Here is a 13317-nt window from a genome sequence, read left to right on the forward strand (position 1 = left end):
CGAACGTCATCATTTCTTCCAGACCGATGCTGTCTTTAGCGCCTGGGTCGATACTTGGCGCCAACCGGCATTCCGCGACTGGAACATGGTGGATGAGCTTGCCAACATCACCTGCCCGCTTCTGGTTATTCAGGGCGATGATGATCAATTCGGCAGTGACGAGCAGGTCCATACCATTTGTGCCAACACCAGCGGCCAGACCACAAAATTGCTGATCAAGGAGTGTGGCCACATCCCGCATTTCGATCAACCTGATCAAGTGATCGCAGCCAGCATGACGCATCTTGGGTTAAACGAACTGGTCGACGGCTAAGGTCGAGTTGTCCCAAACAAAAGCCCCGATGCATCTGCACCGGGGCTTTTTTTGTGGGCCACTGCCCGAATTCTGTTGGCTTGATTATTCAGCCAATGCGTCTTCGGCATCGATGACAACAGCAACCGCATGGATCACAGAAGCAATACGGATTGCGTTCTGGATGGTTTCTTTTTTAACGCCAGCACCTTTAAGTACCTTGTCGTGGGAATCGATGCACATGCCACAGCCATTGATCGCTGAAACTGCGATCGAAAACAGCTCGAAATCGGCCTTATCAATGCCCGGCTTGCCAATGATGTTCATGCGAAGGCGTGCTGGCATCGAACCATATTCCGCATCCGATACCAGATGCACGAAGCGGTAATAAATGTTGTTCATGCCCATGATTGCCGCGGCACCCTTGGCAGCTTCAATCGCTTCTTCGGACAGCTTGGCTTTGGCTTCGGCAGCAACGGCCTTGATCAGTTTGGCGTTGCGCGATGCAAATGCACACGCAAGGGCGGTGCCGTAAACCTGCTGGTCGGTCATGCCCGGATTGTTTGCCATGCTCGACAGGTTCAGTTTCAGATCCTTGGCATAGGCCGGCATTGCGTCCTTGATTTCGGTAATCGAAGTCATGTGGGTATCCCCTGATACAAAATGCAAAAACGAAAACAGATCAGCCATCGCTTACCCCGGCAAAGCCAGCGCAAAACGCACGTTAAGATATGAGTGGCTGAAACGGGATCGGGCGGATGCCCGACCCCAAAATCGTCTGGACTAAATCGCGAAAAAGCGACTTAGAGGGTTGCGTCACCCTGGGTCCAGTTGCACGGGCAGAGTTCGTCGGTCTGCAGTGCATCGAGGATGCGCAGTGCTTCCTGCGGGTTACGACCAACATTGAGGTCGTTAACCTGAACGTGACGGATAATGTTGTCCGGATCGACGATGAAGGTCGCGCGCAGAGCAACACCGGCGTCTTTCGCCAGAACACCCAGAGCAGCCGAGAGTTCTTTTTTCTCGTCAGCCAGCCATACGAACGGGCTGTCACCCAGGTCTTCGTGGTGGGTACGCCATGCAGCGTGCACGAAATCGGTGTCGGTCGAGCAACCCAGGAGAACCGCGTCGCGGTCTTCGAACTCACCGTTCAGCTCGCCGTAACCAACGATCTCGGTCGGGCAAACAAAGGTGAAGTCTTTCGGCCAGAAGAACAGGATCTTCCATTTGCCTTCATAGGACTTGTCGGTCACCGGTGCGAAGCTATCCGGGGTTTTGCCCGAAACACCAGTCAGATTAAATTCAGGAAGCGTATCACCAACGGTAAGCATTAGTTTGGTTACTCCATAACCCAGTTTAAAATCCCAATCCACGGCCCCCGACAGGCCGCTTAATCTATTGTGCAAGTGCAAAAAATGCACTCACTGCTAGCGATTTGTAGTTAAATGGACTAACTAAGACAAATAGATAAAACCTCACATTGTGATAGGAAAAATTTATGGCCGCCCAACCGAGCATCAAGCAACTCAAGTACTTGGTTGCCCTTGCCGAGTGTGGCCATTTCGGCCGCGCGGCTGAAGCGTGCTTCATCACCCAGCCCAGCCTGTCAGCAGCAATTAACGAACTTGAGAACCTGCTTGGCGCTCAGCTTGTCGAACGCAACAAGCGACAGGTACTGATCACCCCGCTCGGCGAAGAAGTCGTTTTGCGCGCGCGAAGCATCCTTCAGGAAGTCGACGAACTGACCACCATGGCACAGGCCGCGACCGAACCGCTTTCGGGTCCGATCCATATCGGCGTGATCCCGACGATCGGCCCGTATCTTTTGCCTGACGTGATGATGCAGATTAAGTCCGGCTTCCCGAAACTGCAGCCATTCCTGCGCGAAGATCAAACCAGTAAATTGATCGAGCTGTTATCTGCCGGAAAACTCGACCTGGCCCTGATTGCGCTTCCGATCGAGGAAAACTGGCTTGAAGAATTTGATCTGTTTGAAGATCAGTTTGTCTTTGCCTGCACGCCTGATAACCCGTTGACCCAAAAGCCCCGCCTTGAGATCGCTGATATCAAGGATGAAAAGCTTTTGCTGCTTGAAGACGGCCATTGCCTGCGGGATCAAGCGCTTGAGGTCTGCCAGAAAGCCGGTTGGAGCAAATCTGCAGACTTCCAGGCCAACAGCCTGTCCACCCTGGTTCAGATGGTCGCAGCCGGTGTTGGATCGACATTGCTTCCGGAAATGTCGCTTGAGGTTGAGGCACGTCGCCCGGACCTTTTGAAAATCATGCCGTTTGAAAACCCGGTGCCAATCCGTCGTATTGGCATGGTTTGGCGTCGCAGTTCCGCGCGCAAACGCGAGTATCGCCAGTTGGCGTCTTATCTGCGTGATCGTCTGGCACCCCGCCATCAGGCGGATGTTGCCTGATCGGGCCAGCTGGTACGACCGTATTCCATAGGCAGCACCAAGGAACGGGCCGATAGCCGATGCTACCGATCAAGGATAACAACCCGACGACCATAACGCCCTGGGTCACCTACGCCATCATTGCGATCAATGTGGCGGTTTTCCTGTTTACCGTATCGCTTGATCCGCGATCAGCCCATCTGGTCAATCTGCAATATGGTGCGATCCCGGCAATCCTGTTTGGTCATGCGGACCTGCCACCGGAATTCTCGCCCTTCCCGCCTGGCTTTGGTTTCCTGTCGGTATTTTCGGCCATGTTCATGCATGGCGGCTGGATGCATCTGGGCGGCAATATGCTCTATCTCTGGATATTCGGGAACAATGTCGAAGATGCGATGGGGCATTTTCGGTTTTTGATGTTCTATCTGATTTGCGGTGTTGCGGCGGCCTTTGGTCACGGCATTCTTGATACCCAGTCAGAAATCCCGATGATCGGCGCGTCCGGTGCGCTTGCGGGCGTGCTGGGGGCCTATTTCCTGCTGTATCCCAAGGCCCGCGTGCTGGTCTGGTTCTTCTGGGTGTTTATCTTTTATGTGCCAGCGGTCGTTGTTCTGGGCTTCTGGTTTGTCACACAGGTGATCAATTTTGGCAGTGGTGCCGGGGGCGGCATTGCGTGGGTTGCCCATATCGCGGGCTTCATTGCTGGCATGGCACTTATTCCGCTTTTCAAGCATCGCAATGTGCCGCTTTGGCATGACGGATCGGCGGCACCGGCCTTTGGCGTTTATCGCCCCGGCCGCAAGGCACGCGATGGCAGCTCATCGAACATCCCGCCTTGGGCTGCGGCCTACGAGGCGGAACGTGCTGCCAAACATGCCAATATGCGCCGCAATCAGCGCGGCCCGTGGGGCAAGGAAGATGAAATGGGTGATAAGTCGCCATGGGGTCGCTATCAACCGCCATCGGACAAGCCCAAACCAAAATCCAAACCATCTGTGGGCGTTCCCAAAGTTGTTCGCTTGCATCCGGACCGCAACAAAGATGATAATTGATCCCCAAGTCCAATAAGTTGCCCCGGAGGATCCCACATCATGCGCGCCGCCTACTTCACCGAATATCAGGGCCCGATCGAAGTACAAAAGGTCGATGACCCGACACCGACAAATGATGGTGTGGTAATCAAGGTGGGGGCCACGGGCCTGTGTCGCAGTGACTGGCACGGCTGGATGGGACATGATTCCGATGTGCAGCTTCCCCATGTTCCCGGCCACGAATTTGCCGGAACCGTTGTTGCCGTTGGCAAGGATATCAAACGCTGGAAAGAAGGTGACCGCGTCACGGTCCCGTTCGTATCTGGCTGCGGTCATTGCCCGGAATGTCATAGCGGCAATCATCAGGTCTGCGATCATCAATTCCAGCCGGGCTTTACCCATTGGGGCAGCTTTGCCGAATATGTCGCCATTGATTATGCCGATACCAACCTTGTCCGCCTGCCTGATGAAATGGAATTTGCCACGGCCGCAAGCCTTGGCTGTCGTTTCGCCACAAGCTTCCGTGGCGTAATTGATCAGGGAAAGGTCACAGCGGGTCAGATGGTTGCGGTCCACGGTGCTGGTGGTGTTGGCCTATCAGCCATCATGATTGCCGCGGCAGCCGGTGCCTATGTCATTGCGGTTGATATTGATGACACCAAACTTGAATTTGCCAAAGAACTGGGTGCCAACGCGGTTCTGAATGCCAGCAAGGTTGATGACATCCCGACCGCGATCAAGGACATCACCCGGGGTGGTGTTCATGTATCTGTTGATGCGCTTGGCAGTGCGGTGACGTGCTTTAACTCCGTCGCATCCTTGCGCAAACGCGGCAAGCATATCCAGATCGGCCTTATGACCGGCGATCACGCCCATGCCAAGGTTCCGATGGACCGCGTAGTGGCCCATGAACTTGAAATTCTTGGCAGCCATGGCATGCAGGCATTTCGCTATGACGCAATGATCGACATGATCATGACCGGCAAACTCGCCCCGCAAAAACTGATCGGTGATCATGTGACATTGGCCGAAGGGGCAACTGCACTGATGAATATGGACCACTTCGCCGGAACCGGCGTTACCGTAATTGATCGGTTCTGATCCATGATCATTGGTATCCCGTTCAAACCCAAAGACCCGATTGACGATCTGTTTTCCGACATCACCCAGTCAATGATCGATGACGGCAAGTCGGTCGCAGGCTATGTGCAAAAACGCTGCAAGGACCGCGATTGCGGGACATTGGTTTATGTCCGCAATCTGCGCAGTGGCGATGAAATGTCGATCACCAAAAACCGTGGCGCTATGGCAAAGGGCTGCAAGCTTGATGGCGATGCGCTGTCCACCCTGTCAGAGCAGCTTGAACGTGATGTCGAAAACGGCTGTGATCTTTTGATCGTTGCGCGCTTTGGCCGGAGCGAGGCCGACGGCCGTGGCCTGCGCGATGTCATTTCACGCGCGATGGAACTGGAGATCCCGGTTCTGGTCGGTGTGCGCGATGAATATGCCGATGCGTGGGATGCATTTCATGGTGGCTTTGCCAAAAGCCTGCCGCTTGATCGCGATGTGATTTTGGATTGGCTGCGCACCGAATGCGTCGCGACTGAAACTGTATAGCTTTAGACCAGCTTAGTTGCCACAGCCCATATCAGCCGATGCACGGTCCTTTGCCAGCACCTTGGCGGCAAACCGTTCGAACCATTCACCAAAGGCCGCATCAAATTTCTGACGTCCCAGACGTTGCTCATCCGGGCCCTGCCCGTTTGGACGATCGGTCTTGGCTTCGGAGTTTGATAGCCAGCGTTCATGGGTTTCACCATCCACTTCCGGGTGGAACTGAATGCCCCAGATACGTTCATCAATATGATAGGCCTGATGCGGGAAAACCGACCCGGTCGCCAGCAATTCGGCCCCGTCTGGCAAACCGAAACCTTCGCTGTGCCAGTGATAAACCATCATTTCATCGGGAAACAGATCACGCCCGGCATCAGTTGCCTGAACCGGGTAATAGCCGATCTCGGTCATGCCGTCGGGATGTGGGGCGATATCAGCACCCAGATGACGCGCCATCAATTGCGCGCCTAAGCAAATGCCAAGATACATCGCGTCACTGGCGACCACATGGGGCAGCCATTTCAAAATCGCATCGACATTGCCAAGATGATCGTCATTGGCACTCATCGGTCCGCCAAAGACAACAACCAGATGATAGCCACCCAGATCAGTGGGAAGCACATCGCCTTCGCCCGGACGACGAATATCGAACTCATAGCCATATTTGCTCAGCACCGCTCCTAACCGACCGGGCTGGCCGGTGGCAGAATTGAAAACAAGCAAGATACGATTGGCGGGGCTAAGTTCGTTCATCAGGTCCTCTTTGCTGCATGAGCGAATGCTAGACTGTCCCTTGGCATTTTGACAAGCCCCCCGTCATCACAAACACTATGCCCCAAAAGAAAAGCCGCCACACTCTGTGTGACGGCCTTTGAATTCGATCCGAAAAAGCAAAAGCTTAGACGTTGAATTTGAAGTGGAAGATATCGCCGTCCTTGACGATATAGGTCTTGCCTTCCTGACGGAGCTTGCCGTTATCACGCGCGCCAGCTTCACCGTTAAACTCGACGAAATCGTCATAAGCCATGGTTTCAGCTTTAATGAAGCCACGTTCGAAATCGGTGTGGATCACGCCTGCTGCATTCGGAGCAGTTGCACCTTCATGCACGGTCCAAGCACGCGCTTCTTTCGGACCCACCGTAAAGAAGGTGAGCAGGTTCAAAAGCTTGTAGCCTTCGCGAATGATGCGGGCCAAACCGGTTTCGGAAAGACCAAGACCTTCAAGGAATTCCTGCTTGTCTTCAGCACTTTCAAGAAGGGCCACTTCGGCTTCGATCGCTGCTGAAATCACAACCGAACGCGCACCCTGTGCAGCAGCCATTTCGGCAACCTTGGCCGAAAGTTCGTTGCCGTCAGCAGCACTGTCTTCATCAACGTTGCACGCATACAGAACCGGCTTGCTGGTGAGAAGCTGCAGCATTCGGAATGCCTTGGCTTCGTCTTCGTTGTTTACTTCAACAACGCGGGCCGGCTTGCCTTCGCGCAGAACTTCAAGGGTACGTTCAACCAGCTCAAGCGTCAGCTTGGCGTCCTTGTCGTTGCCTTTGGCGCGTTTCTGAAGACCGGTGATCCGCTTTTCAAGGCTGTCCATATCGGCCAGCATCAATTCGGTTTCGATGGTTTCCGCATCGCGAACCGGGTTCACAGAACCTTCTACGTGGGTGATGTCGCCATCTTCAAAGCAACGCAGAACGTGAACGATTGCATCGGTTTCACGGATGTTTGCCAGGAACTGGTTGCCAAGACCTTCGCCCTTGGACGCACCACGGACCAGACCGGCAATATCAACGAATTCGAGCTGGGTCGGAATGATGGTTGCCGATTTGCCAATTGCTGCGATCTTGTCGAGACGTTCATCAGGAACGCTGACACGGCCGGTATTCGGCTCAATGGTACAGAACGGGAAGTTTGCTGCTTCTGCAGCGGCCGTCTGGGTCAGGGCGTTAAAAAGGGTCGACTTACCAACGTTCGGCAGACCGACAATACCGCATTTAAATCCCATCTTTCCGGGCTCCGTAACTTGAATTTCTGTTCATCAGGATCGGCTTGGGTCATCCCAGACCGAACGACTATTTCTTTCTGCCAAATGCCTTGGCAAGTGCTTCGGCCATGGCCGAAGCTGCATTGCTGACCGGGGTATCTGCGCGTTCAAGGCGAACCTTGGCAGCCCCTGAAAGGTCATCGATGCTGTCCCCGGATGTTGGCTGGGTATCGGCATCTTTATTGGTATCGCCCTTGGCCTTTTGGCTTGCCGGTTTGTCTTTTTTCGGCGCCTTTGGCTTGGGCGGGGAAACGATGGCAGAGACCTTGCTCATGAAGCCACCGTCATCGCCTTTGGTCAGTCGCGCAAATTCTGCTGCAACCGCATCCAGAAGGGTCATCAGCCAGCCATCCTGTTCGGCCTTGGAGAAATCCCCAAGAACATGGCCATGCACACGGGCTTTATCCCCCGGATGACCAATTCCCAAACGAACGCGGCGATATTCTTTGCCACAATGGGCATCAATGGATCGCAAGCCGTTATGACCACCGTGACCACCACCGCGCTTTACACGCAGCTTGCCGGGCGGCAGGTCTAGCTCATCATGCAGGACAATAACGTCTTCGACCGGAATCTTGTAAAAGCGCAGCACTTCGCCAACGCTTTGGCCCGACAGGTTCATGAAGGTTTCCGGTTTAAGAACCAGAACTTTCTGACCGTTCAATTCACCTTCGGAAATCTGGCCCTGAAACTTCTTGCGCCAGGGGCCAAAAGAATAGCGGCGGACGAGTTCGTCCGCCGCCATGAAGCCAATGTTGTGGCGATTGGCGGCATAGCCCGATCCCGGGTTTCCCAATCCAACCACCAAAAACATCGTAAGACCTCGATCTTATTCTTCGGTTGCTTCTTCTTCGTCTTCGCCCGAAGCGGAATTTTCTTCCGATTTCAGAGCGGACGGAGCAGCAACGGTCGCAACGGTGAAGTCGCGGTCGGTAATCGCAAGCTCAACACCTTTCGGCAGGGTAATTGCCGAGATGTGGATCGAGTCACCAACTTCAACACCCGAAAGGTCGAAGACCAGCTCTTCCGGAATTGCATTCGGAGCGCAGATAACTTCAACATCGTGACGAACTACGTTCAGAACGCCACCTTTTTTCAGGCCCGGGGATTTCTCTTCGTTTACGAAGCGAACCGGAACTTCCACATTGATGGTCTGGCCTTTAGCAAAGCGCAGAAGGTCAATGTGCAGGATTGCATCGGTAACTTTGTCGAACTGAACGTCGCGCGGCAGAACGTCATATTTCTCTTTTCCGACTTCAACAGTCAGAACGTGAGAATAGAAGCCCGGCTTATGCAGAAGTTTCCAAAGCGGACGCGGGTCAATCTGGAACAGAACAGCTTCCTGTTTTGCACCATAGATGACACCAGGGACCATACCGGCACGACGCACGGCACGGGCGGCCCCCTTTCCGGCCCGTTCACGGATTTCCGCAGTGATAACAGTGTTTGCCATCGGAAAATCTCCTTGAACTAAAAAATTTGTTCTCGCAGGTTGGTGAAAATCACCGCTGAAAGCCCACGAAAACAAGCGCGGTGGCCTCCAGGGGTGCCACCGCGACGAGGGCCTTATACCCTCAATCGAAAAGAACGGAAACAGATTTTTCTTCCGAGATACGACGGATGGCTTCGGCCATCAGCGGCGCAATCGGAAGCTGTCGGATTTTTGCGCAGTCACGTACCGCATCCGATGCCTTGATCGAATCGGTGGTGACAACTTCGGTCATCGGGGAATTGGCAATACGCTCAACCGCCGGGCCCGAAAGGACACCGTGGGAAACATAAGCCGCAACCGACGAAGCACCGCGTTCTTTAAGTGCGCCAGCAGCGTTGCAAAGCGTACCTGCCGAAATCAACGATGTCGTCAACCAGGATGCAGGCAGCATCCTTAACATCACCGATAACGTGCATGACTTCGGAAACGCCAGCCTGCGGGCGACGTTTGTCAATGATGGCCAGTTCGGCATCAAGGCGTTTTGCAACGGAACGTGCGCGCGCCACACCACCAACGTCCGGGCTGACGATAACCAGTTTCTGGCCTTCAAACTTGTTGCGGATGTCGCTGGTCAGAACCGGCGATGCAAACAGGTTATCAAGCGGAATGTCAAAGAAGCCCTGAATCTGACCGGCGTGGAGGTCCATGGTCAGAACGCGGTCTGCACCGGCAACCGTAATCAGGTTGGCAACCAGTTTCGCCGAAATCGGGGTACGAGGACCGGACTTACGGTCCTGACGGGCATAACCGAAATACGGAATGACAGCCGTGATACGACGTGCGGACCCGCGACGCAGCGCGTCGAGAAGCACCAGAAGTTCCATCAGGTTGTCGTTTGCGGGGAAAGAGGTGCTCTGAATGACAAAAACGTCCTCACCGCGGACGTTTTCCTGAATTTCACACCAGATTTCCTCATCGGAGAAACGCTTAACATCTGCACGGGTAAGCGGCAGATTCAGATGGTCAGCAATAGCCTCAGCCAAAGGGCGGTTACTGTTACCAGCGAGGATCTTCATAGCGGGGCCTCGGTTAATGGGTGCCGGGAAAGCGAAAATACTAAATCCTGTACACTCCAGCCAGTACAGATCAGCCGGGATTGGTCCCGCTCGCCCCTGTCGCCCAAGTGCCCGGAAATCGGGGAAACCCCGCCCGGTTCGACGACATGTTCACGACACTCAAAGACCACTCATCGGCGAATCCGCATCTTGGCAGATCGCGGCGGCTTTATAACCAGCCGTTAACAGTCTGTAAATGGGGCCGGTGCCGAATAACGACAAGGCTGTCATGCATAGGCTGCCAAACCCGGCCCATATGGCTGTTTTAACGGATCGATACCGTCTTTTTGTCGTCTTTAAGCTGAAGCTTTTTCTTGGTCGCGATCTGGCCCAAAACACCTTCAAGCGTATCAACGGCTGCTTGGGCGGCAAGGGATGCGATGGATCCCCATCTTTCATCCAGACGACCGCGCGGCACCACGTTGTTCTGGTTCATCTGACCAAGTTCGGTCCCATCGACTTCCATGATGATCCATTCAATCGATACACCGTCCAGCGGCTGGGTGGTTTGTTCCTTAACCGGGCTGACATCAATTGTCGCGGACAAGATCACACTTTGATCACCGATTTCCTTGTTATCAACCGTGATCCCCTTGGCCTGAAGCAACGCACCGGCTGATCGCGCAAGGGCCGTGTTGCCATCCCCCGGCGCACCGGCGAAATCAAGCAATGCCACCTTCATATATGGCGCGGCCTGAATGGCCGATCGATCACCGGTGATCAAAAAGGCAATCTGATCGGCGGGAGTGGCGACCAACCCGTCATAGGTTTTGGCCAGTGGATCATCGGCTTTACCTTCAAGTTCACGGACCTTGTCGACCAGTTCTTCGGGGATCGCCAGATTGGTTTCTTCGGGTCCGGTTGGCTGATCGGCAAACCATTGATCAGCGGCAAGCTCGCCCTTGGCACGTGCGGTATCAATTGCCAAGCCATCCGGGCGCATCAGAACCCAGGTGATATCAAGTGCCGCGCCCTGCTCGATCAGGCTAGCTGTCACGTTTGGGCGCAAGATGTAATCCCCGCCTTCCATGCTGTCGCTATAGGCCGGGATGTCGCGCTTACGAAGCGCGCGCGCCATCGCACGGGCCAGATGGGCAGATGCGCCTTCGGGCAGATCGTCACTTGCCTCGACCCGGACGGTTCCGGTGTCGCGCAGTTCCAGCAATGCAGGATCGCCTTCGCGACCTGCCCCTTCAAACGGGCGCGGAAGATCACCGCAAGCCGCAAGTGGGCCAACCAGAAACACAGTCAGAACAAGGGAACGGAGGAATGAAGTCATCAAGGATACTTACTTCTATACGTCACATCATGACGCAACCAACCATGGTCGCGATGATCATAAAGAAAAACAGCATGATCATGTGTGGCATCGCCTATTCCCCCTCAGGCTTCTGTCAACATGATCGCGGAAAGCTGCCGACCGTAGTCCGGCTCCTTGCGAAGCGTCGTGCGGCGGTAGCTGTAAAAAAGGTCTTCTTCGGCAAGCGTGTCACGCGCGACCAGTTCGACCGATGCAATACCGGTGGCAATGGTGCGACGACGTACATATTCCGGCAAATCAAACATGAAATGCCCATCACGGGTCGACAGATCAAACAGGTCTTCTGAGCCGCCTGGCCCTTCAAGGATCGTGTCGCGGAAGGTGCCATCGACTTCATAGGATTTACGCGCGATGCAGGGGCCAACGGCGGCTGTGATGTTTTCACGTTTGGCACCAAGTTTTTCCATCGCATCGACAGTGCTGGCCGAAATGCCGCCAAACGATCCACGCCATCCTGAATGGCAGGCACCAATTACACCGGCAACCCGATCATGGAACAGAACCGGTGTGCAATCAGCCGTCAGAATACCAAGCATAATGCCCGGACGGTCTGTGACCATCGCATCGGCCTTGGGTGCTTCGTCGCGCGATAGCGGCTTATCAAGAACCGCCACATCAATGCCGTGCACCTGATACACCGTGGTCAGGTTTTGCGGAGTGGTTTCAAATGCCGATGCAGCACGCGCGCGGTTTTCTGCCACCCGGTCCTTATCATCATCGGACCCGAAGCCCACATTCAGACCACCATGAATACCGTCGCTGACACCGCCCTTGCGGCTTAGAAACCCGTGACGCAAACCGTCATTGCCCGACAAACGTTCGGCTTCAAACCAGGTCAGCCCGTTTGACGAACGTTCGATACCGTCAGTAATCGGGTGGGTCATGACTGAACTGCTCCGTCCTTGGTGTCGCGATCACATCACTATAATCGTGATCCGGGTTATCCTGATACGCCGCTGATGCAGGGTGGCGGTGTTGTTGTGCGACCATAGCCGATCAGAACTTTAAAAAGCGTTCCCATCTGATCAGCATCGACCAACCGTGCCAATGCCTGATCAATTGCGGCTGCTTGATGTTCGTCCGCACTGGTTTTCAAAAGTTCTGCGCGTTGTTCGATCCCCAGCATCTTAAGGAACGTGCCCTGCGTCAGGACCGCACCGGTTCGTCCACCGGCCTCGGTCATGGCGCGTGCGATGGCGGCGAAATCAACATGGGCCGTGATATCGGCATCGCCCGGCTCGGACAGAACCGGATGATATTCATGGCCTTTCAATGCCTGAAGCGTATCGCCATAGGCGCTGCTTGGATGGCCATAATCGATGAATAAAGCAGCCCCACCCGTTTCATTCAGACGGCGGGCGACCTGATCGGCAATGGCGATTGCCGGTGCGCAGCTTTCAAAGATGTCACCCTTCTTGGCCGAACCGCGAAGGGTTGCCGGAATAAGCGCATCGGTCACAGGCGTTTCGCGTCCACGAACAAAGCCAAGCTCGCCACTATTGGCATCCATGCCGACAAGCCGTTCTACCCAACCGTTATCGCCACGCTCAAACTGGCGGATCGGCAGAGCATCAAAGAACTCGTTGCCAATGACAATGGCAGGCACATTTGCACGTGTCGGAATGTCATCAAATGCCTCATGCCAAGTGGCCGGAATGCCATAGGCCATGATCGCCGTTTGCTGATGGGTGCGCAAAACCGGGCTGGTTTCAACAAACCGCACGGTAAGCGCATCGCCAAATCCTGGCACATTACGCACAGCACGCAACGCATCTGACATCAGGGTCCCGCGCCCCGGCCCCATTTCGATCAGATCCATCTTGGGCGGACAGCCCATTTGCTGCCAGGTCACAGCCGCCCACAGACCGATCAGTTCACCAAACATCTGGCTGACTTCTGGTGCGGTGATGAAGTCACCGGCACGGCCAAACGGGTCCTGTTTACGGTAATAACCATGTTGGGGATGGGCCAAGGCTTCGCTCATGAAATCGGCGATGCTGATCGGCCCGGACATGGAAATCCGCCGTTTGATATGGGTTAGAAGCGGGCTATCGGTATCAGGCGTCATCG

General features: G+C 54.7%; 14 protein-coding genes and 1 pseudogene. 5 read left to right on the top strand and 10 right to left on the bottom strand.

Features of this window, described 5'->3' with window-relative positions:
• Nucleotides 1-313 (top strand): alpha/beta fold hydrolase (locus ACMZ66_RS18145; RefSeq protein WP_416939338.1); only part of this gene is annotated, 313 nt, incomplete at its 5' end.
• An 84-nt stretch (nucleotides 314-397) separates the two neighbouring features.
• Here ACMZ66_RS18145 and ACMZ66_RS18150 read toward each other — a convergent pair.
• Together ACMZ66_RS18150 and ACMZ66_RS18155 are read right to left on the bottom strand one after the other, a co-directional pair.
• Complete coding sequence (locus tag ACMZ66_RS18150) at nucleotides 398-934, bottom strand: carboxymuconolactone decarboxylase family protein (protein WP_416939341.1); 537 nt, start codon at nucleotides 932-934, stop codon at nucleotides 398-400.
• Nucleotides 935-1095: 161 nt separating this feature from the next.
• On the bottom strand, nucleotides 1096-1623 hold the full coding sequence (locus tag ACMZ66_RS18155) for a peroxiredoxin (RefSeq protein ID WP_416939343.1): 528 nt from the start codon (nucleotides 1621-1623) through the stop codon (nucleotides 1096-1098).
• Between the two features lie 167 nt (nucleotides 1624-1790).
• Here ACMZ66_RS18155 and ACMZ66_RS18160 point away from each other — a divergent pair, with 167 nt between their 5' ends.
• The 4 genes from ACMZ66_RS18160 to ACMZ66_RS18175 are packed head-to-tail and all read left to right on the top strand — an operon-like array spanning nucleotide 1791 to nucleotide 5341.
• A complete protein-coding gene (locus ACMZ66_RS18160; protein WP_416939345.1) occupies nucleotides 1791-2714 on the top strand; it encodes a LysR substrate-binding domain-containing protein in 924 nt (307 codons plus the stop codon).
• A gap of 59 nt (nucleotides 2715-2773) precedes the next feature.
• The gene (locus tag ACMZ66_RS18165; RefSeq protein WP_416939347.1) at nucleotides 2774-3745 is read left to right on the top strand and encodes a rhomboid family intramembrane serine protease; all 972 of its coding nucleotides are present in this window, start codon (nucleotides 2774-2776) and stop codon (nucleotides 3743-3745) included.
• A 39-nt stretch (nucleotides 3746-3784) separates the two neighbouring features.
• On the top strand, nucleotides 3785-4825 hold the full coding sequence (locus ACMZ66_RS18170; protein WP_416939348.1) for a zinc-dependent alcohol dehydrogenase family protein: 1041 nt from the start codon (nucleotides 3785-3787) through the stop codon (nucleotides 4823-4825).
• Between the two features lie 3 nt (nucleotides 4826-4828).
• Nucleotides 4829-5341, top strand: coding sequence for a DUF2478 domain-containing protein (locus ACMZ66_RS18175; RefSeq protein WP_416939350.1), 513 nt, complete (start codon nucleotides 4829-4831; stop codon nucleotides 5339-5341).
• A 12-nt stretch (nucleotides 5342-5353) separates the two neighbouring features.
• Here the strand turns inward: ACMZ66_RS18175 and ACMZ66_RS18180 are convergent, their stop codons facing one another.
• The 8 genes and pseudogenes from ACMZ66_RS18180 to ACMZ66_RS18215 form a co-directional block, all read right to left on the bottom strand.
• Nucleotides 5354-6091, bottom strand: coding sequence for a glutamine amidotransferase-related protein (locus ACMZ66_RS18180; protein ID WP_416939351.1), 738 nt, complete (start codon nucleotides 6089-6091; stop codon nucleotides 5354-5356).
• 145 nt (nucleotides 6092-6236) lie between these two features.
• Entirely contained in the window at nucleotides 6237-7340 is a 1104-nt protein-coding gene (gene ychF, locus ACMZ66_RS18185) for a redox-regulated ATPase YchF (protein ID WP_416939353.1), read from the bottom strand.
• Nucleotides 7341-7407: 67 nt separating this feature from the next.
• Nucleotides 7408-8193, bottom strand: a complete 786-nt coding sequence (pth, locus tag ACMZ66_RS18190; protein WP_416939355.1) for an aminoacyl-tRNA hydrolase — start codon at nucleotides 8191-8193, stop codon at nucleotides 7408-7410.
• 15 nt (nucleotides 8194-8208) lie between these two features.
• Nucleotides 8209-8832, bottom strand: coding sequence for a 50S ribosomal protein L25/general stress protein Ctc (locus tag ACMZ66_RS18195; protein ID WP_416939357.1), 624 nt, complete (start codon nucleotides 8830-8832; stop codon nucleotides 8209-8211).
• Nucleotides 8833-8953: 121 nt separating this feature from the next.
• Nucleotides 8954-9887: pseudogene (locus ACMZ66_RS18200) on the bottom strand (ribose-phosphate pyrophosphokinase).
• 304 nt (nucleotides 9888-10191) lie between these two features.
• Nucleotides 10192-11205 (bottom strand): hypothetical protein, encoded by a 1014-nt coding sequence (locus ACMZ66_RS18205; protein ID WP_416939358.1) that lies wholly within the window; start codon nucleotides 11203-11205, stop codon nucleotides 10192-10194.
• Between the two features lie 104 nt (nucleotides 11206-11309).
• A complete protein-coding gene (gene pgeF, locus ACMZ66_RS18210) occupies nucleotides 11310-12131 on the bottom strand; it encodes a peptidoglycan editing factor PgeF (RefSeq protein WP_416939360.1) in 822 nt (273 codons plus the stop codon).
• 56 nt (nucleotides 12132-12187) lie between these two features.
• Nucleotides 12188-13315: a class I SAM-dependent methyltransferase gene (locus ACMZ66_RS18215; protein WP_416939514.1), complete on the bottom strand. Its 1128-nt coding sequence runs from the start codon at nucleotides 13313-13315 to the stop codon at nucleotides 12188-12190.
• Between the last annotated feature and the right edge of the window lie 2 nt (nucleotides 13316-13317).

Source organism: Thalassospira sp. (assembly GCF_048059015.1).
In the GTDB taxonomy this organism is placed as follows: domain Bacteria; phylum Pseudomonadota; class Alphaproteobacteria; order Rhodospirillales; family Thalassospiraceae; genus Thalassospira.

What these genes read in the sequence shown, in the direction of transcription:
- ACMZ66_RS18150 (WP_416939341.1), bottom strand. Translation starts at nt 934, where the DNA reads ATGACTTCGATTACCGAAATCAAGGACGCAATGCCGGCCTATGCCAAG.
- ACMZ66_RS18155 (WP_416939343.1), bottom strand. Translation starts at nt 1,623, where the DNA reads ATGCTTACCGTTGGTGATACGCTTCCTGAATTTAATCTGACTGGTGTT.
- ACMZ66_RS18160 (WP_416939345.1), top strand. Translation starts at nt 1,791, where the DNA reads ATGGCCGCCCAACCGAGCATCAAGCAACTCAAGTACTTGGTTGCCCTT.
- ACMZ66_RS18165 (WP_416939347.1), top strand. Translation starts at nt 2,774, where the DNA reads ATGCTACCGATCAAGGATAACAACCCGACGACCATAACGCCCTGGGTC.
- ACMZ66_RS18170 (WP_416939348.1), top strand. Translation starts at nt 3,785, where the DNA reads ATGCGCGCCGCCTACTTCACCGAATATCAGGGCCCGATCGAAGTACAA.
- ACMZ66_RS18175 (WP_416939350.1), top strand. Translation starts at nt 4,829, where the DNA reads ATGATCATTGGTATCCCGTTCAAACCCAAAGACCCGATTGACGATCTG.
- ACMZ66_RS18180 (WP_416939351.1), bottom strand. Translation starts at nt 6,091, where the DNA reads ATGAACGAACTTAGCCCCGCCAATCGTATCTTGCTTGTTTTCAATTCT.
- ychF (WP_416939353.1), bottom strand. Translation starts at nt 7,340, where the DNA reads ATGGGATTTAAATGCGGTATTGTCGGTCTGCCGAACGTTGGTAAGTCG.
- pth (WP_416939355.1), bottom strand. Translation starts at nt 8,193, where the DNA reads ATGTTTTTGGTGGTTGGATTGGGAAACCCGGGATCGGGCTATGCCGCC.
- ACMZ66_RS18195 (WP_416939357.1), bottom strand. Translation starts at nt 8,832, where the DNA reads ATGGCAAACACTGTTATCACTGCGGAAATCCGTGAACGGGCCGGAAAG.
- ACMZ66_RS18205 (WP_416939358.1), bottom strand. Translation starts at nt 11,205, where the DNA reads ATGACTTCATTCCTCCGTTCCCTTGTTCTGACTGTGTTTCTGGTTGGC.
- pgeF (WP_416939360.1), bottom strand. Translation starts at nt 12,131, where the DNA reads ATGACCCACCCGATTACTGACGGTATCGAACGTTCGTCAAACGGGCTG.
- ACMZ66_RS18215 (WP_416939514.1), bottom strand. Translation starts at nt 13,315, where the DNA reads ATGACGCCTGATACCGATAGCCCGCTTCTAACCCATATCAAACGGCGG.